We start from the raw sequence: 21,733 nt of genomic DNA, 5'->3' as shown, positions 1-21,733 counted from the left end.
TCCCGCTTGCTGCCGGGCGCGGAACCGTGATAGGCCGCGCCATTCCCATGTCCCAAAGGAACTCGAAAGTGCCGATGAAATCAATCGTGCCGCCGGAAAATCCAGAAGCTAGTCCCTTTTGGAAGGTGAAAACCCTGGAACAAATGTCCAGAACCGAATGGGAATCCCTTTGCGACGGCTGTGCGCGCTGCTGTCTGAACAAGCTTGAGGACTGGGACACGGGGGATATCGTCTGGACGGATGTCGCCTGCGAGCTCCTGGACGGAAGCTCCTGCCGCTGCAAGGACTACGAAAACCGCGCGGCTACCGTGCCGGACTGCATCCAGCTCACGGTCGGCGAAGTAAAGACGCTCACCTGGCTGCCGCCCACCTGCGCCTATCGTCTCGTTCGCGATGGCGAGGATCTCTATTGGTGGCACCCATTGGTCTCGGGCGACGCGGATACCGTGCATCAGGCCGGTATCTCCGTGAAGGACCGGACCGTCTCGGAGGTCGGGATCGAGATCGAGGACTACGAGAACCATGTGGTAACGTGGCCCGGCGAAGTTCCGCCGGGCTCGGGTCAACCGCCGCGCTGACTGCGCCGCGGAACCGGGGAGGCGCCCCGGTCCCAGGGCCTTTTAGCGGGCGAGAACTGCAGTGGCGTCGCGGGTCTTGGAGACCGCCGAGCCGATGTCTTCGACCGAATGCTTGATGTTCGTAACCGCCTCGGAAATCGTTCCGACGGAGGTTGCCGCTTCGTGCATGTTATGGGCCATGCTGTTGGTGACGACGCTCTGCTCCTCGACCGCCGCCGCGGCGGCAGCGACCTGCTGGCGAACCGTCTCCACTGCCAGCTCGATCGTTTCCAGCGCTTCGGAAACATCACCCGAAATCGTCTGGATGCTCTCGATCTCGTTGGTGATCTGCTCCGTTGCCTTGGCAGCCTGACCGGCGAGGTTCTTGACCTCGTTTGCGACAACGGCAAAGCCTCGGCCCGCCTCGCCGGCACGCGCCGACTCGATCGTCGCGTTGAGTGCCAAAAGGTTGATCTCGCCGGCGATGTCCTGGATCAACTTGACGATGCCGGTCATGGCCTGAGTGGCTCCGGTCAGTCGCTGGGTCGCGTCGCCGGCCACATTGGTACGCTCCGAGGCGTCATCTGTGGCCTTTCGCGAGCGTGACATGGTCTCGGCGATTTCCTTGATCGAAGACGCGAGCTCTTCTGTTGCCGAGGCGATCGTCTGCACATTGCCACTGGTCTGCTCGGCCGCGCTGACGACCGACAGCGTCTGTTCTTCGGACGTGTGGATGGCTCCGTCGATCTCGCCGAAGTTGTTCGCGATGATGTGCTCCAGTTCCTTCAGCAGCTGAACCTGCTGGGTGATGTCGGTCGCGAACTTCACCACCTTGTAGGGAACGCCATCGGGCGTCAGGATCGGGTTGTAGGAGGCTTCGATCCAGACCTCCCGTCCGCCCTTGGCGCGCCGTTTGAACTGGCCGGCGTTGAAATTCCCCTTTGCGAGATCTTTCCAGAACGCCTTGTAATCGTTGCTCTTGGCGTAATCGGGATCGACGAACATGGCGTGATGTTTGCCCTTGATGTCTTCCAGCCGGTATCCCATCGCGTCGAGAAAATTCTTGTTCGCATCCAGGATTTGGCCAGTCAGGTCGAACGAGATGACAGCACTCACCTTGTTGATGGCGTCGACCTGGCCGCGCATCTCAGCTGCTTCGGCCACTTGCTTGGTGACGTCTGACGCGAACTTGATGACCTTGTACGCATGGCCCTTGGAATTCAGGATCGGATTGTAGGTTGCCTCGATCCAGACTTCCTTGCCCTGCGCCCCGATGCGCTTGAATTGTCCGGATTTGAATTTTCCTCGTGCCAGGTCCTGCCAGAAGGCCGCATAGGCTGAGCTGCCCTTCTCGTTGTCGGGCATGAACAAACGGTGGTGTTTGCCCCTGATTTGCTCAAGTGTGTAGCCCATCGCCGTCAGGAAATTGTCGTTGGCGTTCAGTATCGTCCCGTCGGGCAGAAACTCGATGACTGCCTGGGAAAGGTTCAAGGCGTCGATTATTTCCTTGCTCGACGTCGAGCTGGATTTGAAGAAAGACATGGAGGAGGCTCCAAAGATTCGCTAGGGAACCATCATTCGCGTCCATAAATTAAATATAAATGAAAACAGAGGTATCTGAATCAGTGTATTGACTGCTGAAATACTGTAAAAAATGACACGGGATGAGTAAATTGTCGAATTTATTTATCGGTATCGACTTGTTTGACAGTGTTGTTTTTGCGAGTGCCTGCCATGTGAAATTGCGTTGGGTTGTAGTCGTATCTCGGTGTTAATTTGATGAGTTGTAAAATTAAAAGGTATTTTTAACTGTAGTAAAAAGTAACGCTAGCGTCATTTGGCTTTTAGAGTATTCGGTCTGTTTTGTTTTCCCGGATTAATTACTCGTAAAGTACGTAGTTCTACGATGCGCGCTGCGGCGGCGTTCTCGCTCGCCGCTAACCTGTGCATTGTGGGGTGCGAACGTGAAAATCAGCTCAATGTTTAGCGGCGATCTGGAAGCTCAGTGGGACGCGGTCGGTCGGTCCTTCGCCGTGATCCGGTTCAAGCCCGACGGCACGATCGTCGATGCCAACAAGAACTTCCTCGAGCTGATGCAGTATTCCCTTGATGAGATCAAAGGCAAGAAGCACGGCATGTTCGTCGAACCGTCCTACCGCGACAGCGCTGAGTATGCTGACTTCTGGGCATCGCTGCGCGCAGGCAATCCGGCATCGGCCGAATTCCGCCGGTTCAAGAAGTCCGGTGAGGATGTCTGGATCCGCGGCGCCTATAACCCGATCATCGGCGCAGGCGGCAAGGTCGTCGGCGTGGTCAAGCTCGCAGTCGATATCAGTGACCAGAAACGCACGGATGCCGAAATCCAGGGCAAGCTGGATGCGATCAACCGCTCGCAGGCCGTGATCGAGTTCACCCCTGATGGGACGATCCTCACGGCAAACGAGAATTTTCTCGGAGCCGTCGGCTATTCCCTGGCCGAGATCCGCGGCAAGCATCACCGTATCTTCATGGACCCCGAAGAGGCCGGCACCGCAGAGTACAGCGCCTTTTGGAAGCGGCTCGGCGGCGGCCAGTTCGAATCCAGCGAGTACAAGCGTATCGGCAAGGGTGGCAAGGTCATCTGGATCCAGGCAACCTACAATCCGGTCTTTGATGCCAACGGCAAGGTGACGAAGGTCGTCAAGTTTGCGGTCGATATCACCGAGCAGGTTCAGCGCCGTCTCCAGAGGACGCAGATTCAGCGCGAAATCAATGATGAACTGACGAAGATGGCCGACACGATCGTGCGGGCCAACAATCAGGCGGAAGGCGCCACCACGGCATCCGCCAGTGCCTCCGACAGCGTGCAGACGGTTGCGGCAGCATCCGAGGAACTGGTCGCATCGATTGGTGAAATCAGCCGTCAGGTGTCGCAGGCCATGGAGATTTCGTCGTCCGCAGTGGCAAAGGCGGATGCGTCGGGCAAGATCATGGCGCAGCTTGCCTCGGACTCCCAGAAGATCGGAGAGGTCATCGAACTGATCGAGAGCATTGCCAACCAGACGAACCTGCTTGCCCTCAATGCCACCATCGAGGCCGCGCGAGCCGGAGAGGCCGGCAAGGGCTTCGCCGTGGTCGCCTCAGAAGTGAAGAGCCTGGCCTCCCAGACCAGCAAGGCGACAGAAGATATCCGCGGTCAGATCGAGTCGGTCCAGAACTCTACCAACCAGTCGGAAGAGGCAATCGGGTCGATCATGGAGATCATTCGCCAGCTGAGCGACATCTCTTCCAGTATCTCCAGTGCGGTCGAGGAACAATCCTCGGTGACGCGTGAGATCTCGTCGAACATGCAGATGGCTTCGGACGGCGTCTCCAACATTGCCGGTAATCTGGCTGATATTTCCAGATCCACGAGCAGCGTCGAGGATGCGGTGCTGCGCGTGCGTGAGGTGTCCGCGAAACTGGCATGATGCAAGCCGGGGAATTCCCTGGCTGATGCTCAAAAACCAGCAAAGCCGCCTGACATTCCCGTCAGGCGGCTTTTTTCTTGGAGCCGAGCCTCCGGGAGGGGAGGATCAGCCGGCCGTCCTGAACTGGTCAGGCGCCTTGCAGTAGACTTTCACATATTCGCCCTTGCGGACGACGCCCGAAGACGATGCGAACTTCTGTCCATGGGCCATGCAATAGGCAAGATGATATTGTCCGGGCGCAACCATCCAGTTGAGCGCGGTATCCCTATTGCAGTCCTGGACCGAGACTGATGCAAGGCACACGGCCACGAAGGCAGTGTACATCATGTCTGGTCTGCTTCTCTTCTGGTGCCCGCCATGTGACGGGCGATCGGGCAAGAAACGCTTGGGAGGAGCGGGAACTTGCAACCAAGATAGTTACTTAAAATTGTCTACCTGTCGATTGGTATGTGTTCCCATCGGGCCGAAAAACGCGGTCTGATGAATTGAATGCAAATAAAACCGTTTGATAATCCATTAAGATCTCAAGGTATGGCGGGCTGTTAGACCTTGAATTTCAAAAGCTTGATAGAAGGCCATCGGTGTGGACTATCGGTTTTCTGGCAGCCTGAACGTTTCTGTTGAAATTGTGACGTAGAGGCATGCTTCAGGTGTGTGCAGACAGCGTTCATCGCTCAAAGGGTGGTGCAGTGCCTTTTGCTGCCGCAAACCTGCCTCTCCGAAAGGTCAGGACTGCTTGCCGGCGTTCGGGCCTTGCTCAAGCAAGAACGCCTCGACATGGCGCTGCAGGCGCTGGCCCGTAATCGACAGGTCCTCGATCTGATGGGAATGGTAGAGGATCGCGCCGTGGAGCATGAAGGCGATCAGGCCGTCGACCATTTCCTCCGGCGAGCGGTCGCGGCGAAGCGCCGGTTTGAGATCTTCGGACGCCTGCCAGAATTCCAGCAGCGTCTTCAGTTTGCCGTCGAGGGCGTCGAGCGCCTCGACGAAGTCGGGTGCGCAGTGGCCCTTTGTGACGCCGATATTCTCCATGAACACGCGCAGCATGGTCTGGCTTTCGCTGATGACCGACACAAGCGCCATCATCCGTTCCATCAGTGCCGCAACCGGGTCGGGCGACAGAACTTCGGCCGGTGCGCCGTCCGCTTCCGAACGGGCCTGCAGGTCTCTTAGGCGATCCAGCAGCAGATAGGATTGCAGCCCGTCCATGTCGCCGAAATGGGCGAAGATGGTGCCCTTGGCAACGCCGGCTTTCTCCGCAATCGCTTCCGCTGTGACGCCCTCAAGGCCGTTGTCGCCAGAAAGGCTCTCGGCGGCACTGAGAATGCGCGCACGGGTAACCAGGGTTCTTTGTTGCGGTTTGCGTGTCATTCGCCTGTCTCGTTCGAACAGCTTGTCATGCCATGGCTTGCCCACCTTCGAAAGGGAAGAGAGATCAATAAAAATTGACCGAAGTCAATTTTTTCTTGACGGGTGGAATTTCGAAACTAAAAAATGACCACGGTCAATTTTAAATCGGAGAAACGACATGTCCCGTAAAATCCTTGTCCTCGACGGCCATCCGGCCGACAGCAGTTTTTGTGAAGCCCTGATCCGCAGCTATGCCCGGGGAGCCGACGCCGGAGGCCACGAAGTCCGCCTGCATCGCCTTGCCGAGATGTCCTTCGATCCTGATTTCGGGACCCAGGACTTCAAGAAGGCACCGCCGCTGGAACCGGACCTGCAGCGGTTCTGGGACGACCTTGTGTGGTCCGACCATTTCGTTCTGGCCCATCCGCTGTGGTGGGGAGGACTGCCGGCACGGCTTAAGGGCCTGTTCGACCGCGCGCTGCTGCCGGGCAAGGCGTTCAAGTATGTCTCGGGCAAGGATCTGCCGCAGCCGATGCTGAAGGGCCGCTCCTCCCGCGTTCTCTTGACCTCGGATACCCCGACCGTCTTCCTGAAGTGGCTCTATGGCTATGGCGTGAAGAAACAGACCGACCGGCAGATCCTGAAGTTCTGCGGCATCGCGCCGAACCGCTATTCGGAATTTGCCTCGATGGTCAAGTCGACGCCGGAGCAGCGTGCCAGATGGCTGAACGATGTCGAGGCGATGGGCCGCAAAGCCGCCTGACGCTGTTGCAGGTTGAAGTCACGACGCACCGATCCGTTGCCTATCTGGCGACGGATCGCGCCGCTTCTGCGGCAATGTCGTCCCGCTTCAGGTCTTCCGAAAAGACGAGGTAGTACTTGAAGATGTTGCCGACATAGCGGACCGGCTCACGGCTGACACGGGCGCCCACGATCCACTCCACGTTGCCGAACCAGAGGTTGGGATCGTAGCCCTTTTCTTCCGCCTCCTTGCGGAACCGATCGAAGCGGCTTGGTCCTGCGTTATAGGCCGCCAGCGCAAAGAAGGTCTGGTTGGCCGGATCGTCCTTCAGGTCGTTGAAATAGGTATCTGCAAGGAACCGCAGGTACTTCACTCCGGCATGAACATTCTTCTCCGCATCCTCGGCGACGCCCTTGATGCCGATATTCCTGTCAGCGGCGGTCGACGGTTTGATCTGCATGAGACCGACCGCCCCGGCCTTGCTGCGAACCGACTGGTCGAACTTCGATTCCTGGAATGACTGGGCCGAGATCAGCAGCCAGTCGATCGCATATTGCTCGCCGTAGGTCCGGAAAAGGCTGGAGAGTTGTTCGAACTTCGCGTTGCGATCCTCCGCCTGAAGCTTCTCTATGTATTTGGTGTCCTTGAGGTAGCGCTTCAGGATGATGTTGCCGAGCAGCGTGCCCTTCTTCACGGTCTTGGCAAAACCGCTGACTTCCTCAAGAAGCTTCGGTGCATTCTTGCGCACCGCAATGGCGATCTCGCCATCCTTGCGAACGGCCGCCTCAGCATGGGTCTTGAGACCGTCAAGGATCTGAAGCCAGAAGTCCGCCTTGTGCTCGTCCATGATGATGAGGTCGATCCCGCCCGCCGCCAGAAGCTCCAGCAGGTCTTCGTCCTCGAGCACGTCGCTGACGGTGACGAGTTCGACCGGATCCTTGCCGTCGGCTTCAAGCTTTTCGTTCAGGGCCTCAAGGCTCTGGTAGTAGCTGGAGGAGGGGCGCACGTGAACGCGTTTGCCCGACAGACCTTCGGGTGAGACGATTGCTTCGGTATCGGTCCGTGTGACGGGAACCTCGCGCACGCCCGTGAACACGGGCAAGGAAAACTCGGCCAGTTTCAGCCGCTCCTCCGTGATCGTCAGGTTGCCAAGCGCAATGTCGCCGCGGCCCTCGGCCAGATCGGTGAACAGCCGGTCGCGCGAGGTCGGAATAAAGACGATATGGCCGTCGCGCACGGACTTGCCGTGGCGGTCCAGCAGGAACTTTCCGAATTCCCGCATCAGGTCGACGCTCGCCCCGCGCTGAACGCCCGCGTCGATGAAATAGAAGGTCTTGGAGAATGGAACCAGGACCCGGACATATCCACGCTTGGCGATGTCGTCGAAATCGCCGAAGAACGGCTTCTTCAGGGCCTCGGCGAATTCGTCGGCCTGACGTGTGTCCAGGGCCAGGGCAGGAAGTGAAAAGCCGATGACCACAAGCGCCAGCAGTGCGGGAACGGCGCGCAGCGACAGAGTGCGAACGATCTTGATGCCGGGCCGAATTCCAGTTCCCGTTGCTGCTTGAACCATCGCACTATCCCCCGTGAGGCACCGGCTGGCGTTGTCGGCCTGCGTGGGGATGGTGACCAGTTTCCGTTACGGGATCAAGCGGGTGTTCTGCCGCTGCCGGGCGATTCCGGGAGTTTCACTTGGTGAAAGTCAGCTCGACCGTTCCGACCGGAAAACCAAGTTTGACCACGTCGGCCCGGTTGCGAACGGTTCGTGCGTCCACCTGTTCCAGCGTGTCGTTGAACCTGAGGGCAATGGAGCCGTCGGAGGTTTCCACATCCGCCACATAGGTGAACCGCAATGCGCCATCGCCATCACGCCGGACGATCGCCGGGCCGCGCACATCGGCTCGTTGACCGATATAGCGGTCCTCCGCGACCTTCTGGAAGAACCATGTCTTGGTGTCGCGTTCACCGTCTTCGTAGAAGAAATCCTCGCGCAGGCGCAGCGTGAAGGTATGCGGGTTCCAGGTGCCGGTGAGCTTGACCGTGAATGGCCGGTAGACCTTGGCGATCTTGCTCTCGAAAACGCCCTTGCCGATGGTCGTGCCACGGAAGAAATCCTCGAGCACCAATGGCTTGGCGAAGGCTTCAGCGGATGCACCGGCTGCAAGCGGGAAGGCTATGGCAAGGGCTGCGAGGGGACGGCGGACAAGACGGGTGAACATGGGGCATCTCCAGCTGTTCGGTTGGCTGGAATACGCTCAGCGCCGGCAATCGGATCTGCTGCGGGGTGAGACTTGCCTAGCGCCCAGCAACGCCGTGGCGCTCGTCGCGGGCTTCCTCGACGCTCTTGACCGGGGCAAAACTCCTTGCATCGGCCATCGCCCAATAGGTGGAAAAGCCGGGAATATCGGCGCCGGTCAGGAGGTCGCCGGGTTTGAGCCAGTCAAGCGCGGCGCTGGCGGGCAGCACCGCCCGGTGCCCTTCGCGCAGGTAGACGTGTTCGGGCCGGAAGTTCTTTGGCGTGTCGAGGCCCGAGGCTTCGGCAAATTCCATCAGAGCCTTCACCGTGTTGCGGTGGAAGTTGGCAACGCGCGTTGCCTTGTCGGGCACATCGAGCGCCTTTTGGCGTTGAGGGTCCTGTGTCGCGACCCCGACCGGGCAGCGATTGGTGTGGCAGCTCTGCGACTGGATGCAGCCGAGGGCGAACATGAAGCCCCGCGCGGAATTTGCCCAATCGGCGCCAAGGCACAGGGCTTCTGAAATGTCGAAGGCGCTGATCAGCTTGCCGCTGGCCCCGATCTTCACATGATCGCGCAGGCCCGCGCCGACCAGCGTGTTGTGCACGAAGGCAAGCCCCTGGCGCAGCGGTGTGCCGAGCCGGTTGGTGAATTCCAGCGGCGCCGCACCGGTGCCGCCTTCGGCTCCGTCAACGACGATGAAATCCGGCACGATGCGGGTCTCCAGCATCGCCTTGACGATGGCCATGAACTCCCACTTGTGGCCGAGGCACAGCTTGAAACCGACCGGCTTGCCTTTCGACAAGCGCCGGAGATCGCCGATGAAGACCATCAGCTCCGTCGGCGTGGAAAAGGCCGGATGGGCCGAGGGCGAGATGCAGTCCTTGCCCATGGGAATGCCGCGCGCTTCGGCGATTTCCGCGGTCACCTTGGCCGCCGGCAGGACGCCGCCATGTCCGGGCTTTGCGCCCTGGCTCAGCTTCACCTCGATCATCCTGACCTGCGGGTCGGCGGCCTGCTTTTCGAACTTGGCCGGATCGAACCCGCCATCCTCGGCGCGGCAGCCGAAATAGCCCGAGCCGATTTCCCAGATCAGGTCGCCGCCGCCCCTCTTGTGGTAGCGTGACACGCTGCCTTCGCCCGTGTCATGGGCAAAGTTGCCCCGCTTTGCGCCGGTGTTCAGCGCCAGAACGGCATTCGCCGATAGGGAGCCGAAGCTCATGGCCGAGATGTTGAAGATCGAAGCGGAATAGGGCTGCAGGCAGTCCGGACCGCCGATGGTGACCCTTAGGCGCTGGTCCGACAGCGGGTCCGCATGGGGCTTGCCCGGTCCGCCCTTGGGCGCCATGGAGTGATTCACCCAGGCATAGTCGTTGGCATAGACGTTGTATTCCGTGCCGAAAGGCTTGTTGCCCTCGATGTTCTTGGCCCGGTCGTAGACCAGCGAGCGCTTCTCGCGGGCAAAGGGAACGCCGTCCTGGTTGCTCTCGAAGAAATACTGCCGCATTTCCGGCCGGATCGCCTCGAACATGAAGCGGAAATGGCCGATCAGCGGATAGTTGCGCAGCACAGAATGGCGCTTCTGGATCAGGTCACGGATGCCGACCACCGAGAAGCCGAACAGCGCGAGGAACGGCAGCAGGAAATGTCCACTGACGGAAAGGGTCAGGATCAGGGCAAGCGCGGTGAGGGCAAGGCAGAGGCCAAAGACGAAATAGCGGGCTGGCGGCATCGGGCGGGACGGGCTCCGGCAGGCTGGCAGTTGGTGGAAACGCAACAGGCTTCAGATCTTCCAGTCATCGCAGGACTTTGGCCAGCCGAAAAGGGTTCAGGCCCTCACGTTGCCTCACAAACCGGTGGATGGCGGTTGAGGCGAGGGCTGGTGAACGAAGCTGCCCGTGGTGTCGACGCTGCCGTCGGCGGCAACCAGGAAATGTTGTGGGTGAGTTGACTTGCTGTGCCCTTAACGTGTGTACTTCAATCATATTTCTTGGAGGTTGCGATGGGTTGGAAAATGGTCCCGTTTCCGTGCAACACGGAAAAAATTCATGAAAGCGAAGCTCTCCAAAATTCTTTTGCAGATACTTTAGTTGTTTCTGGTGGGCCTATAGATGCGGCGATGTTTGTTCATTCAAGCATCCAAGACAATTTGTACAACTGCTATTTTTCTCCAGCAGCAGTGCAAATATTTGGCGCTATGCTAGACCAGTACTCTGCGGAAGAGACGCCTCCACCGGAACGGGGGGATTTGACGCTACTCGCAGGCGATGTTCGTAGTTGGGACAGCCTATTTGCGAGCAGGAAAGGCAATTGATGCGCCGCTATTTCCGCAAGGACGGCAGGCCGACGCCGGTGGAATCGAAGCCGCCGTCGGAGGCGATCACCTGTCCGGTGACATAGCTCGCGTCCTCCGAACACAGGAAGGCGATGACAGAGGCGATCTCCCGTTCGGAGCCGTAGCGGTTGAGCGGTATGGCATCGTGATAGGCGTCAATGATGTCCTGCGTATGCACGGCCATGGCAAGCTTGGTGCGCACCGGGCCGGGACAGACGCAATTGGCGCGCACGCCGTATTCTCCAAGTTCCGCGGCCTGCTGCTTGGTGAGGTGGATCACCGCCGCCTTCGATGTGCCGTAGGCAACGCGCAAGGTGGAGGCCCTCAGTCCCGAGATCGAGCCGATGTTGACCAGCGAGCCGCGGGTCTTCTTCAGATGCGGTATGGCTGCCTGCGAAACGAGAAATACCCCGTCGAGGTTGGTGTCCATGATCGTGCGCCAGCGCCTGAAATCGGTTTCCTCGATCGGGCCGAAATCTGCCACGCCGGCATTGTTGACCACGGCGTCGAGGCGGCCGAATTGCTCGACCACAGCGGCCGTCATCTCGTCGACCTGATCCTCGTGCGAAACGTCGAAGACGAAGGGGGCAGCCGCATTGATGCCGGTGGCCGCGCGGCTCAGTTCCTCGCCGTCCCGGTCGACCATGGCGACCTTCCAGCCCTGTTCGATCAGAAGTTTCGTCGTTGCCAGACCGATCCCGCGCGCGGCACCGGTGACGAGAGCCACTTTTTCGCTCATATCCCACCAACTGCTTGTTTTGTCGTCCCGAATTGCCGCAACGCTAGCAGGCGGAAAGGGGTGGTACAATGGCATGATACGCCGGCTTCGAAGACCTTTTAAAGAAAATAGGAATTTATTCTTGACAGCGTGACGCTGATCTGGTAGGGTTTTGCCATGATCGGAAAACTGCGGCTGACGGGATGTCGGCTGCGATGGCCGGCAGATCCCGCTGGAGCCCAATGACGATTGTCTCACGGGCCGAAGGCAGTGGGCATAAAATTGCCCCCATGTCGGCAAGTTACTGAAATCATTGCAGTGCTCTGACGGCGCACCGGGGATAGCCCGGCTGTGGCGCTTTTGCGTGTCCGGCGGGTGGCTAGCCACCATCGAACGGCGCGGCGCGAAGTTGTGGGGCTTGAGACCTAATTCTCGGGGAGGCGATCCATGAAGCGGCCATCCGTTTCCGACCACCGGCGATCCATGGTGTTGGCGTCGAGGGCCATGCGCGAACGCGAAAAGCGTGGCCTGCCGCCGAGCTACGATGCGCTGGAACGGGATGTCGAGGCGCGCGGCCGCGAACCGGCGATCGATATGGCGCCGGGTCTGGAAGCGGTCACTTCGATGGAGCCGGTGGCGACAGCGGGAGAGGAACGGGGTCTCGACCCTGCCGAGATCCCGAGGCTTCTTCTTGAAACACCGCAGGCGGAGCGCGCGGCCATGATCGGCCGTCTTTACCGGGCCTTCGAGGCCCAGGTGGAAAGCATGGAGGTCCGGCTGAAGGACCTGACGGCGGAGGCCGGGGCGTCGAGCCTTGCCGATATAGACCGCACGGCCAAGACGCTCGCAAGCCTTGCCCGGACCTTGACCTTGCTTCTGGATCTGAAAACGGAGGCAGAGGCGCAGGCAGCGGAAACCGGCAGCGACACGGGGAGCGAGGATGACGACCACCAACAGCTTTCCGCCGACGAGCTGCGCAAGGCGCTTGCGGAGCGCCTTGGCCGACTGTGCCCGCCATGACCTTCTGGAGACGGCGCTGGACGGGCTGTCGCCTGCCGAAATGCGCTTCATCTTGTCCGATTGGCCGACCTTCGCCCATGAGCATCAGCTTCCCCCGGATGGCAACTGGCGCATCTGGCTGTTGATGGGCGGGCGCGGCGCGGGCAAGACGCGGGCCGGGGCCGAATGGATCAAGGCCATGGCGCTGGGCCATGGCTGGCTGAACGGATCAGGCGCGTCGAAGGGATTTGCCGGGCGCATCGCCCTTGTCGGCGAGACCTTCTCCGATGTGCGCGAGGTCATGGTGGAGGGCGTCTCCGGACTGCTGGCCCTGCACTCAAGGGGCGAACGGCCCACCTGGACCCCGACCCGGCGGCGGCTGGAATGGCCCAACGGAGCTGTGGCGCAGGCCTTTTCCTCAGAGGATCCGGAGGCCCTGCGCGGACCGCAATTCGACATTGCCTGGTGCGACGAGCTGGCCAAGTGGCGCTACGCGCAGGAGACCTTCGACATGCTGCAATTCGGTCTGAGGCTCGGCACCGAGCCGCGCCAGCTGGTGACGACAACACCGAAGCCGACGCCGCTCCTCAAGCGGTTGCTCGGTCTTGGCGAGACAGCGGTGACCCACGCGCCGACGAGCGCCAACGCACCGTTCCTGGCACCGGGGTTCCTGGAGGCGGTGGTGGCGCGCTATGCCGGCACCCGCCTCGGGCGACAGGAGCTGGACGGCGAGCTGATCGACGACCGGCCCGACGCGCTCTGGTCCCGGCAGAAGCTGGAGGCCTTGCGCGTGACCAGGGCGCCCGAACACCTGAGCCGCATCGTCATTGCCATTGACCCGCCGGCGACCTCGGGCCGCAAGTCCGACGCTTGCGGCATCGTCGCCGTCGGTCTTGGCGAGGACGGCACGGCCTATGTGCTGGCAGACCGCTCTGTCGAGCGCGCAAGGCCATCCGACTGGGCGGCGGTGGTGACAGGCCTGTGGCACGGGCTGTCCGCCGACTGTCTGGTGGCCGAGGTCAACCAGGGCGGCGAGATGGTCGCAGAGGTCATTCGCGGGGCCGATCCGGCCGTGCCGGTGAAACAGGTGAGGGCGACGCGTGGCAAGTTCTCCCGCGCCGAACCGGTCGCCATGCTCTACGACCAGGACCGCATCCGCCATGTCGGCGCCCTGCCGGAACTGGAGGACGAGATGGTCGACTTCGGACCCTCGGGTCTTTCCGGTGGCCGCTCTCCCGACCGGCTCGACGCGCTCGTCTGGGCAGTGTCCGAACTGCTGCTCGGACCAAGAGCGGTGCCGAAAGTCAGGCGGCTCTGAGGGGGGCTTCAACGTTCCTGCAGGCAAGGCGGGAGAGGGGCAACGAAGTTCGTGTGGCCCTTTCGGCGATCTCCCCTCTCCCCCCTTGAGGGGGAGATGTCAGCGATCGCTGACAGAGGGGGGAGCGTCCGTTCGTATTCGGCGATGGCTGCTGTTCTCCGGTGTGCCTATACCCCCCCCCTCTGCCCCCGTGTGGGGGCATCTCCCCCTCAAGGGGGGAGAAGGCGGAGCGCCGCAAAGGGTGAGGGGCGGCATTCTCGCGACCACTTGAATCAATCTTTGAAGGCAGCCGGAAAGGCGAGAAAGATCATGGGCTTGATGCAGGTACTTGAATCACTGTGGGCCGCGCCTGAACGGCGCGGGGCCGATGGACCCAATGAGGTAAAAGCGTCGCGGACGGGCGCGCTTCTGGCCATCCAGGGCGCGTCCCAGCCGGTCTGGAGCCCGCGCGATTACGGCGCGCTGGCCCGGGAAGGCTATGGCCGCAATCCGGTGGTTCACCGGGCCGTCAGGATGATATCCGAAGCCGCCGCTTCCGTGCCGCTGACCCTGTTCGAGGGCGAGCGTGAACTGGATACCCATCCGCTTCTGGAGCTGCTCGCACGGCCAAACCGGCTTGAGGCTGGAGGCGACTTTCTGGAAAGCCTCTACGGCTACCTGCTGGTCGCCGGCAACGCCTATGTGGAACAGGTGAGCGTTGACGCGGTCCCGCGTGAACTGCATGCGCTCCGGCCCGACCGGGTCAAGGTCGTACCGGGTCCCACAGGCTGGCCCGAGGCCTTTGACTATACGGTTGGCGGGCGCACTGTAAGAATGTCCGCCGAACCGGATCCGGGTGAGGGCGGCATCGCACCGGTCCGGCATCTGAAGCTGTTCCACCCGCTCAACGACCACTATGGCTTTGCTCCGCTTGAGGCGGCGCAGATGAGCCTCGACATCCATAATGCGGCGGCCAGCTGGAACAAGGCGCTGCTGGACAATGCGGCCCGCCCGTCCGGTGCGCTGGTCTATGGCGCGGGCGATGCGGTCAATCTTTCGGCAGACCAGTTCGAGCGCCTGAAGAACGAACTGGAGAGCGGCTATCAGGGCGCGCGCAATGCGGGCCGGCCCCTGCTGCTTGAGGGCGGGCTCGACTGGAAGCCCATGGGCCTGACGCCCAAGGACATGGACTTCATTGAGGCCAAGAACCAGGCGGCGCGCGAGATCGCGCTGGCCTTCGGCGTGCCGCCCATGCTGCTCGCCATCCCCGGCGACAACACCTATTCCAACTTCCAGGAAGCCAACCGGGCGTTCTGGCGCTCCGCCGTCCTTCCTCTGGTCCAGCGCACCGCCGCTGGCCTGGCGGCATGGCTCGGTCCTGCCTATGGCCCGACGTACGGGGACGGCGCGAGCGAGATGCTGAGCCTCCGGCCGGACGCGGACGCCATCGAGGCCCTGTCGAGCGAGCGCGAAGCGCTGTGGCGGCGGGTCGATGGGGCCAGCTTCCTGAGCGAAGACGAAAAGCGCCAGGCTGTCGGTTACGGAGTACGGGCCGATGACGAGGCGCCCACGAACCGGGATGCAAGCCGATGAGTGAGGAGATCACCCGCTCGATCATCGAGCGCGGCGACCTGGCCCATCTGGCGCTGTTCCTGTGGGCCGTTGCCACCAGCACGCTGGCGGCCTTGCTCCTGCGTGAGCTGACCCACTCGAACCGTCGCTTCTCCGATTTCGTCGCCGAGGTAGCCCGGCTGAACAGACTTCTGGGCGCAAAGTTGAATCAGACTGTGAACCCGGTTGAGCAGGCTTTCAACGTCTCCGGCCAAGCGATTCAGAAGATTCAGGAAAACCCGAAAAGCTGACTCAGCGTCTCAAGGCCTGGAAGCACGCTCTCAAGTTGGCTGAACGGGTCTGAACTCCGCGCCCTAAGCACCTGTGTCAGAGGCTTTTTCTCTCAGTTGCGTCGCATTGTAAAAACCATCAGGAGTTGTCATGGCATTTGAGCAATCACCGACCGCCGGACACTTTGCCGGTCCGTTCGGTCTCAGCTTTAAAAACGGGTTGAGAACCTTCCCGGGCGTATCGGCCGGACGGCGATACCGGCTGGGCGGCCCCTCAGCCGATCTGCCGCACACGCGCACCTTCAGCGACTTCTCGGCAACGCTGCTCACGCTGGTGAGTGAAGGCGGACAAGGCCCGGAGCAGGCACCATGAGCGGCCTCTTCCTGTCGGGCTATGCCAGCCTGTTCGGCCAGCGCGACGGAGCCGGGGACATCATCCGTCCGGGCGCCTTCAAGGGGTCGCTCGCGCGCCGGGGGGCCAGGGGCATTGCCATGCTGTGGCAGCACGACCCCTCGGCTCCGATCGGCATCTGGACCCACATGGCCGAAGACCGGCGCGGCCTGAAAGTCCGCGGACGCCTCCTGCCCGGTGTCGCGCGCGGACGTGAGGCGGCAGCCCTTGTCGCTGCCGGGGCGCTGACCGGCCTGTCCATCGGCTTTCGCGCCCTCAAGGCCCGCCGCCAGAGCGATGGCCGGGGCAGGGGCGGGCATAGCCGCATCCTCTTCGACATCGACCTTTGGGAGGTGTCGCTGGTCACCTTCCCGCAAGTGGACGGCGCAAGGGTGCGCCTTCTGACCGGCCCGTCCGGCCGTCCGTCCTGAATTCGCCTTCCTCACACTGGAGATCTTCATGACCACTTCCAACGAGATCCATTTTGAAAGCGCGCCGCTCGAGACCAAGGCAGGAACAGGCGCTCCGCCGGTTGCCGCGGCGGGGTCTGCGGGCGGGGACGATGTCGCCCGTACCTTCGACGAGTTCTTCCGTGCCTTCGAGACCTACCGGGATGTCAACGACGCCAGACTTGCCGAGATCGAGGAACGCGGCAGCGCCGATGTGCTGACGCTCGAAAAGCTCGACCGGCTCGACGCTGCCCTAGACCAGACCCAGCGCCGTCTCGACGACCTTGCCCTGAAGGCCCGCCGTCCGCAGCGCAGCGGCACGCCCGAGCGCGGCCAGTCGTCCCAGGCCATCGAACACAAGGCGGCCTTCGAGGCCTATGTGCGCACCGGCCGCGAACAGACGCTCAGGCCGCTCGAGATGAAGGCGATGAGTGCCTCTTCGGATCCGGATGGCGGCTACCTGGTGCCGGAGGAAACCGAGACGGGGATCATGCGCCGCCTGTCTGAGGTGTCTCCGATCCGCGCGATTGCAGGCGTGCGCCAGGTCTCTGCCGCGACCTACAAGAAGCCCTTCTCCATCGCCGGGCCGCAGACCGGCTGGGTCGGCGAGACGGCCGTGCGGCCCGAGACCACCGCCCCGACCCTGGCCGAGCTGAATTTCCCGGCCATGGAGCTCTACGCCATGCCTGCGGCGTCTGCGAGCCTTCTGGACGATGCTGCCGTCGACATGGACGCCTGGATCGCAGAGGAAGTGGAAACCGCCTTTGCCGAACAGGAGGGCGCAGCCTTCGTCAATGGCGACGGGGTGAACAAGCCGACCGGCTTCCTGAACGTGCCGCTTGTCGCCGAGGCGAGCTGGTCGTGGGGTTCGCTCGGCACGGTTTCGACCGGCGAGGCGGGCGGCTTCCCGGCGCTCGATCCGGGCGACAGGCTGCTCGACCTGATCTACGCGCTCAAGAGCGGCTATCGCCAGAACGCCCGTTTCGTCATGAACCGGCGTACGCAAGGGGCCCTGCGCAAGCTGAAGGACGGCGACGGCAACTATCTCTGGCAGCCGCCGGCAGGGGCGGGCGCTTCCGCGACGCTGATGAACTTCCCCGTGACCGAGGCAGAGGACATGCCGGACATCGGCGTCGACGCACCGGCGATTGCCTTTGGCGACTTCCGTCGCGGCTACCTCGTTGTCGACCGCATGGGCGTGCGCATCCTGCGCGATCCTTATTCGGCCAAGCCCTACGTCCTCTTCTACACCACCAAGCGCGTCGGCGGCGGGGTGCAGGACTTTGATGCCATCAAGCTGATGACCTTCTCCGCCTAAGGGCAGCTTCCAGCCTTCCTCCCCAACTTGCGCCGGCTTCCCCGTGGAGCCGGCGTTTTCTTTTCAAAGCGAGGGAAATCCGATGACTTCCACCCTGATTGCACCGCCGGGAGTGGAGCCGGTGACGGTGGCCGACATGCGCGCCCATCTGCGCCTGACCGGCCCCCAGGAAGATGCGCTCTTGAGCGAACTGGTCGTTGCCGCGCGCCAGCAGGTGGAGCGGGAAACCGGCCGGGCGCTGATCGCGCAAGGCTGGCGGCTCTATCTTGAGCATTGGCCTGTCGGGCGGATCATCCAGCTGCCCGTCGCACCGGTCATCGCGGTCACCGAGATCACCGCCTACGACCACGACGGCAACGCCCATGTGCTCGACGCCGGCGACTATGCGCTCGACAGGTCGGTCACCCCGGCGAGGGTGCGGGTCAAGGTCGGAGCAGGCGTGTCCTCGTCCTCCCTCAACGGGCTGGAGGTGGACTTCACCGCCGGCTATGGCGAAACGGCGGAAGATGTTCCGGTAACGTTGAAACAGGCGATCCGGCTGCTTGCCGCCCATTGGTTCGAAAACCGCGAGGCCGGAACACAGGCCGTTCAAGGCTCCTTGCCTCATGGCCTCGACCGGCTGCTTGCCGTCAACAAGGTGCTGAAGCTGTGAGCGCCGGGCGATACCGCACGCCGGTCACGCTGGAACAGCCGGTGGTGACTCACGGCGCCGATGGCACCGCGTCGCTTGTCTATCTCTCGGCAGGCGCTGATTTCGCCGCGATCCGACCGAGCCGCCTGCGCGAGGAGCTGCGCGGCGAAAGGCTCGAAGGCGTCGTGACCCACGAGATCCGCCTGCGTCACCGCGACGACATCACCGGCGGCTGGCGCATGAGTGCCGGTTTGCGGCGCTACCGCTTGCTCAGCGTCGCCCAGGGAGACGACCGCGGCACAGAGCTCTTCTGTCTCGCCGAGGAGGAGGGCACATGAGCGATACCCCGCAACTGGCCCTGCGCAAGGGGCTGTTCGATCATCTGGCCGCAAGTGCCGCGCTGACGGCATTGCTTGGCCCTGGACGGATCTTCGACAAGCCTCCGCGCGGCCAAGGCTTTCCGTTTCTCGTGCTGGAAGGCATCAGCGCCGAGCCGCTTCTGTCCGATCCGGACGAGGGCCTTGCCCACGAGCTGCGCCTTGTCGCCCTGTCGCGAACCGAAAGCCGGGACGAGGCGCTGACCATCGCCGAAACCGCGGGCAGGGCGCTTATGGAAAACACGCCCGTTGTCCCCGGGCACCATCTTGTCGGCCTGCAGATCTCGGGCGTCGCCTCGCAGATCCTGCGCGATGGCCGCACCTTCCGCGCCGAGTTGACGCTGCGGGCCGTGACCGAACCGGCGGGCTGATCCTGACACTGAACATCAAGCAAAGGAGGCCGGGATGACCGCTCAGGCCGGACGTGACCTTTTGTTGAAGCTGGACGAGGCATCCTCGGGCAGCTTTCAGACTGTTGCCGGGCTCCGCACCCGGCGCCTTGCACTCAACGCTGCGAGCGTCGACATCACCAATGCCGACAGCACCGGGCGATGGCGCGAGTTGCTGGCCGCAGCCGGAACCCGCTCTGCATCGCTTGCCGGATCCGGCCTGTTCCGGGATCAGGCAAGCGATGCCGCCGTCCGCCAGATCTTCTTCGCAGGAAGCATCCGTCCCTGGCAGGTGGTCGTCCCCGACTTCGGCATCCTGGAAGGGCCGTTCCAGATCACCGCGCTGGAATACGCCGGTCGCCACGATGGCGAGGTGACCTACGAGATTGCGCTGGAATCGGCCGGCGAACTGACCTTCACGGCGATCTAGGAGAACACCCATGGCAAACCGTTTGCGCGGTGAGATCAGCGCCTGCCTCGACGGGCGCAAGTGGACACTGGTGCTGACCCTCGGCGCCCTGGCAGAACTCGAGGCGGCCTTTGCCTGTTCCGACCTGCAGAGCCTCGTCGAGAGATTCTCGTCTGGACGTCTGGCAGCATTGGATCTGATCAGGGTGATTGGCGCGGGCCTGCGCGGAGCTGGCAATGACGTCTCCGACGAGCAGGTCGCACGCATGACCTCCGTGGGCGGTGCAGGTGGCTTCGCCGCAATTGCTGCCGATCTGCTACAGGTCACCTTCGGCGTGGGGGAAGACGAAGAAGACCATACGGAGCAACAGGCAGATGACTTGGGGCGCGCGGAGGCAGGCAAGTCGACCGCCGCCCCTTTCCATGGCGCATGCTGATGCAGGCGGCCTTCCGTCAGCTCGGTTGGACACCGCCTGTATTCTGGGCAGCGACCCCTTTCGAACTCGCCTCCGCTCTCGGCCTTTCCGCACAAAGGAGTCGCCTGACGAGATCGGGACTGATCCGCCTTATGGATGCCTTTCCCGACTGATGGGCGGCGTTCCATGCGCCCCTTACATTGATCGAGAGGACCTCTCATGACTGACGACAGGATTGACGTGCCGCTGGCGGATCTGGAGGCCTTTTCCGCACGCATGCAGGAAATCACGCGCTCGGCAGGACAGTTCTCTTCGGCACTGGCGGGGGGACTGAAGGCAGCGCTCGTCGACGGCAAATCGCTGGAAACGGTGTTCCGCCAAATCGCGCTGACGACATCGTCGCGGGTTCTGGGTTCCGCGCTCAAACCTCTGGAGGCGCTGGCCAGTAATGCAGTCGGTTCGATCTTCGGCGGGCTGGGGTCCGCGTTCTCGAATGGTATGGCCGGATCTGCTTCCGTCACGCCCTTTGCCAAGGGCGGGGTCATCGCTTCGCCAACCTATTTTGGTCTTGGCGGCAATGGTGCGGGCGGATCGGGGGCACTCAGTGGCGGCTACGGCCTGGCCGGGGAGGCCGGAGCCGAGGCCATCCTGCCGCTGGTGCGCGGCAGTGACGGCCGATTGGGCGTGCAAAACGGACCATCAGCCGGGCAGCCGCAGGTCCACCTCAATATCACCACGCGGGACGCGGAAAGCTTCCGCCGCTCGGAAGCGCAGGTCTCTGCAATGGTGGCCCGCGCCGTCGGACGGGGACGGCGCGGGCTCTAACACCGGCCTGAAAAGGAGGGGCTCAGGAGCCGGTGCTCTCGCACGCCGCCAACATGGCAGCGATCTGGTCCTTCAAGGACAGCCGCTTCTTCTTGAGATCTTCCAGCGTCTGGTCGGAGGCTGGCTCGATCTCGGTCTCGATGCGGTGAATTTCGCGATTGATGACGTGATATTCCTCGGAAAGCTTGGCGAAATGAGCGTCGCTGGTCTTCAGCGCATGCAAGGCCGCTGCGGCGTCCGGAAATTCTTCGTGCAGTTCGTGGGGTACGTGACTCATTGGTCCCTCCTTTTCATGCACCCAACATGGCGACCGGGGCCTCCAGACACCTTGAGGCAGATCAATCGGTCGATAATCGGGAAGGAATTTCCATGGCTTCTTTTCTGGATGACCGTTTTCCCGCAGCCGTTGCCTTCGGGGCGCTCGGCGGACCGGAGCGGCGGACGGATGTCGTGCTGCTGGCCTCGGGAGGAGAAGCTCGGAACGCGCGATGGGCCGACAGCCGTCGACGTTATGATGCATCGACCGGCATCCGGTCCCTGCAGGATCTGCGCGCGGTCCTTGCACTGTTCGAAAAGGCGAGGGGCAGGCTTTACGGCTTTCGCTTTCGCGACCCGTTCGACCATTCGACCCGGAACGACAACGTTCTTCCGGGAGCGGAAGACCAGCTGCTTGGCCACGGCGACGGGATTCGCACGCGTTTTACTCTGATCAAGACCTACGGTTCAGGAGCCGAGGCCTATGACCGCGAGATCCGCCTGCCCGATCCCTTGACCCTGAAGGCCGCGGTCGGCGGCGTGGAGCAAGCCCTGGGCCCTGAGGTCTCCGTCGATCCTGTCACGGGTGAGCTCGTCTTCGCTGCTGCTCCGTCTGATGGCGCTGCGGTGACTGCTGGCTTCCTGTTCGATGTTCCCGTGCGTTTCGATACCGACCGGATGGAGGTCAGCCTGACCCATTTCGAGGCCGGCGACATTCCCTCCATTCCCCTGATCGAAATCCGGATCTGACC

The 21,733-nt window shown here is 62.3% G+C and carries 27 protein-coding genes; 19 read left to right on the top strand and 8 right to left on the bottom strand.

The features are described from left to right. The first annotated feature begins 74 nt into the window (after positions 1–74). Positions 75–578: a YcgN family cysteine cluster protein gene (locus tag ACN0SY_RS04055; RefSeq protein WP_417684681.1), complete on the top strand. Its 504-nt coding sequence runs from the start codon at positions 75–77 to the stop codon at positions 576–578. 42 nt (positions 579–620) lie between these two features. On the opposite strand, the gene ACN0SY_RS04050 is transcribed toward ACN0SY_RS04055, so the two are convergent. Beyond that, positions 621–2,099: a methyl-accepting chemotaxis protein gene (locus ACN0SY_RS04050; RefSeq protein WP_417684680.1), complete on the bottom strand. Its 1,479-nt coding sequence runs from the start codon at positions 2,097–2,099 to the stop codon at positions 621–623. A gap of 437 nt (positions 2,100–2,536) precedes the next feature. On the opposite strand from ACN0SY_RS04050, the gene ACN0SY_RS04045 reads away from it, so the two are divergent. Further along, positions 2,537–4,006 carry a methyl-accepting chemotaxis protein gene (locus tag ACN0SY_RS04045; protein WP_417684678.1) on the top strand — a complete coding sequence of 490 codons (1,470 nt, stop codon included), beginning with the start codon at positions 2,537–2,539 and terminating at the stop codon, positions 4,004–4,006. 105 nt (positions 4,007–4,111) lie between these two features. Here the strand turns inward: ACN0SY_RS04045 and ACN0SY_RS04040 are convergent, their stop codons facing one another. Both ACN0SY_RS04040 and ACN0SY_RS04035 read right to left on the bottom strand, forming a co-directional pair. After that, the gene (locus tag ACN0SY_RS04040) at positions 4,112–4,333 is read right to left on the bottom strand and encodes a hypothetical protein (RefSeq protein WP_417684676.1); all 222 of its coding nucleotides are present in this window, start codon (positions 4,331–4,333) and stop codon (positions 4,112–4,114) included. A 399-nt stretch (positions 4,334–4,732) separates the two neighbouring features. Further along, complete coding sequence (locus ACN0SY_RS04035) at positions 4,733–5,377, bottom strand: TetR/AcrR family transcriptional regulator (RefSeq protein ID WP_417684674.1); 645 nt, start codon at positions 5,375–5,377, stop codon at positions 4,733–4,735. A gap of 157 nt (positions 5,378–5,534) precedes the next feature. Here ACN0SY_RS04035 and ACN0SY_RS04030 point away from each other — a divergent pair, with 157 nt between their 5' ends. Then, a complete protein-coding gene (locus tag ACN0SY_RS04030; RefSeq protein WP_417684673.1) occupies positions 5,535–6,119 on the top strand; it encodes an NAD(P)H-dependent oxidoreductase in 585 nt (194 codons plus the stop codon). A gap of 40 nt (positions 6,120–6,159) precedes the next feature. Here ACN0SY_RS04030 and ACN0SY_RS04025 read toward each other — a convergent pair whose 3' ends face one another. The 3 genes from ACN0SY_RS04025 to ACN0SY_RS04015 form a co-directional block, all read right to left on the bottom strand. After that, the gene (locus tag ACN0SY_RS04025) at positions 6,160–7,671 is read right to left on the bottom strand and encodes a transglycosylase SLT domain-containing protein (RefSeq protein ID WP_417684671.1); all 1,512 of its coding nucleotides are present in this window, start codon (positions 7,669–7,671) and stop codon (positions 6,160–6,162) included. 115 nt (positions 7,672–7,786) lie between these two features. After that, positions 7,787–8,317: a DUF3833 family protein gene (locus tag ACN0SY_RS04020; protein WP_417684669.1), complete on the bottom strand. Its 531-nt coding sequence runs from the start codon at positions 8,315–8,317 to the stop codon at positions 7,787–7,789. A gap of 76 nt (positions 8,318–8,393) precedes the next feature. After that, positions 8,394–10,064, bottom strand: a complete 1,671-nt coding sequence (locus tag ACN0SY_RS04015) for an FMN-binding glutamate synthase family protein (protein WP_417684667.1) — start codon at positions 10,062–10,064, stop codon at positions 8,394–8,396. Positions 10,065–10,334: 270 nt separating this feature from the next. Here ACN0SY_RS04015 and ACN0SY_RS04010 point away from each other — a divergent pair, with 270 nt between their 5' ends. Continuing rightward, positions 10,335–10,646, top strand: coding sequence for a hypothetical protein (locus ACN0SY_RS04010; RefSeq protein ID WP_417684666.1), 312 nt, complete (start codon positions 10,335–10,337; stop codon positions 10,644–10,646). A gap of 7 nt (positions 10,647–10,653) precedes the next feature. Here the strand turns inward: ACN0SY_RS04010 and ACN0SY_RS04005 are convergent, their stop codons facing one another. Beyond that, the gene (locus ACN0SY_RS04005) at positions 10,654–11,406 is read right to left on the bottom strand and encodes an SDR family NAD(P)-dependent oxidoreductase (RefSeq protein ID WP_417684664.1); all 753 of its coding nucleotides are present in this window, start codon (positions 11,404–11,406) and stop codon (positions 10,654–10,656) included. Positions 11,407–11,832: 426 nt separating this feature from the next. On the opposite strand from ACN0SY_RS04005, the gene ACN0SY_RS04000 reads away from it, so the two are divergent. The 14 genes from ACN0SY_RS04000 (at position 11,833) to ACN0SY_RS03935 (ending at position 20,726) form a co-directional block, all read left to right on the top strand. Continuing rightward, positions 11,833–12,405, top strand: coding sequence for a hypothetical protein (locus tag ACN0SY_RS04000; RefSeq protein WP_417684662.1), 573 nt, complete (start codon positions 11,833–11,835; stop codon positions 12,403–12,405). Next, the gene (locus tag ACN0SY_RS03995) at positions 12,326–13,702 is read left to right on the top strand and encodes a DNA-packaging protein (protein WP_417684661.1); all 1,377 of its coding nucleotides are present in this window, start codon (positions 12,326–12,328) and stop codon (positions 13,700–13,702) included. Before ACN0SY_RS04000 ends, ACN0SY_RS03995 begins: the two co-directional genes overlap by 80 nt. A gap of 309 nt (positions 13,703–14,011) precedes the next feature. Continuing rightward, positions 14,012–15,274, top strand: a complete 1,263-nt coding sequence (locus ACN0SY_RS03990; RefSeq protein WP_417684659.1) for a phage portal protein — start codon at positions 14,012–14,014, stop codon at positions 15,272–15,274. Then, positions 15,271–15,543 carry a hypothetical protein gene (locus tag ACN0SY_RS03985; RefSeq protein WP_417684657.1) on the top strand — a complete coding sequence of 91 codons (273 nt, stop codon included), beginning with the start codon at positions 15,271–15,273 and terminating at the stop codon, positions 15,541–15,543. Before ACN0SY_RS03990 ends, ACN0SY_RS03985 begins: the two co-directional genes overlap by 4 nt. Positions 15,544–15,673: 130 nt before the next feature. Beyond that, complete coding sequence (locus tag ACN0SY_RS03980) at positions 15,674–15,895, top strand: hypothetical protein (RefSeq protein WP_417684655.1); 222 nt, start codon at positions 15,674–15,676, stop codon at positions 15,893–15,895. Beyond that, positions 15,892–16,344: an HK97 family phage prohead protease gene (locus tag ACN0SY_RS03975; protein ID WP_417684653.1), complete on the top strand. Its 453-nt coding sequence runs from the start codon at positions 15,892–15,894 to the stop codon at positions 16,342–16,344. Before ACN0SY_RS03980 ends, ACN0SY_RS03975 begins: the two co-directional genes overlap by 4 nt. 28 nt (positions 16,345–16,372) lie before the next feature. After that, a complete protein-coding gene (locus ACN0SY_RS03970; RefSeq protein WP_417684651.1) occupies positions 16,373–17,680 on the top strand; it encodes a phage major capsid protein in 1,308 nt (435 codons plus the stop codon). Positions 17,681–17,762: 82 nt separating this feature from the next. Further along, positions 17,763–18,332: a head-tail connector protein gene (locus ACN0SY_RS03965; protein WP_417684649.1), complete on the top strand. Its 570-nt coding sequence runs from the start codon at positions 17,763–17,765 to the stop codon at positions 18,330–18,332. Then, a complete protein-coding gene (locus ACN0SY_RS03960; protein ID WP_417684648.1) occupies positions 18,329–18,649 on the top strand; it encodes a head-tail adaptor protein in 321 nt (106 codons plus the stop codon). The genes ACN0SY_RS03965 and ACN0SY_RS03960 overlap by 4 nt, the downstream gene beginning before the upstream one ends. Beyond that, positions 18,646–19,059, top strand: coding sequence for a DUF3168 domain-containing protein (locus tag ACN0SY_RS03955; protein WP_417684646.1), 414 nt, complete (start codon positions 18,646–18,648; stop codon positions 19,057–19,059). The genes ACN0SY_RS03960 and ACN0SY_RS03955 overlap by 4 nt, the downstream gene beginning before the upstream one ends. A 34-nt stretch (positions 19,060–19,093) precedes the next feature. Continuing rightward, positions 19,094–19,507, top strand: coding sequence for a phage major tail protein, TP901-1 family (locus ACN0SY_RS03950; protein ID WP_417684645.1), 414 nt, complete (start codon positions 19,094–19,096; stop codon positions 19,505–19,507). Between the two features lie 10 nt (positions 19,508–19,517). Continuing rightward, positions 19,518–19,922 (top strand): gene transfer agent family protein, encoded by a 405-nt coding sequence (locus ACN0SY_RS03945; protein ID WP_417684644.1) that lies wholly within the window; start codon positions 19,518–19,520, stop codon positions 19,920–19,922. Continuing rightward, the gene (locus ACN0SY_RS03940) at positions 19,916–20,074 is read left to right on the top strand and encodes a phage tail assembly chaperone (protein WP_417684642.1); all 159 of its coding nucleotides are present in this window, start codon (positions 19,916–19,918) and stop codon (positions 20,072–20,074) included. The genes ACN0SY_RS03945 and ACN0SY_RS03940 overlap by 7 nt, the downstream gene beginning before the upstream one ends. 46 nt (positions 20,075–20,120) lie before the next feature. Next, the gene (locus tag ACN0SY_RS03935) at positions 20,121–20,726 is read left to right on the top strand and encodes a phage tail tape measure protein (RefSeq protein WP_417684640.1); all 606 of its coding nucleotides are present in this window, start codon (positions 20,121–20,123) and stop codon (positions 20,724–20,726) included. Between the two features lie 22 nt (positions 20,727–20,748). Here ACN0SY_RS03935 and ACN0SY_RS03930 read toward each other — a convergent pair whose 3' ends face one another. Continuing rightward, the gene (locus tag ACN0SY_RS03930) at positions 20,749–21,003 is read right to left on the bottom strand and encodes a YdcH family protein (protein ID WP_417684638.1); all 255 of its coding nucleotides are present in this window, start codon (positions 21,001–21,003) and stop codon (positions 20,749–20,751) included. A 92-nt stretch (positions 21,004–21,095) separates the two neighbouring features. Between ACN0SY_RS03930 and ACN0SY_RS03925 the strand changes: the two genes are divergently transcribed. Next, the gene (locus ACN0SY_RS03925; RefSeq protein ID WP_417684636.1) at positions 21,096–21,731 is read left to right on the top strand and encodes a TIGR02217 family protein; all 636 of its coding nucleotides are present in this window, start codon (positions 21,096–21,098) and stop codon (positions 21,729–21,731) included. The last annotated feature ends 2 nt before the right edge of the window (positions 21,732–21,733 follow it).

Origin of the sequence: Roseibium sp. (assembly GCF_048261595.1) — a bacterium.
Taxonomy (GTDB): Bacteria; Pseudomonadota; Alphaproteobacteria; order Rhizobiales; family Stappiaceae; genus Roseibium.
Note: the sequence above shows the minus strand (reverse complement) of the source record. Positions and strands in the feature narration are given on the sequence as shown.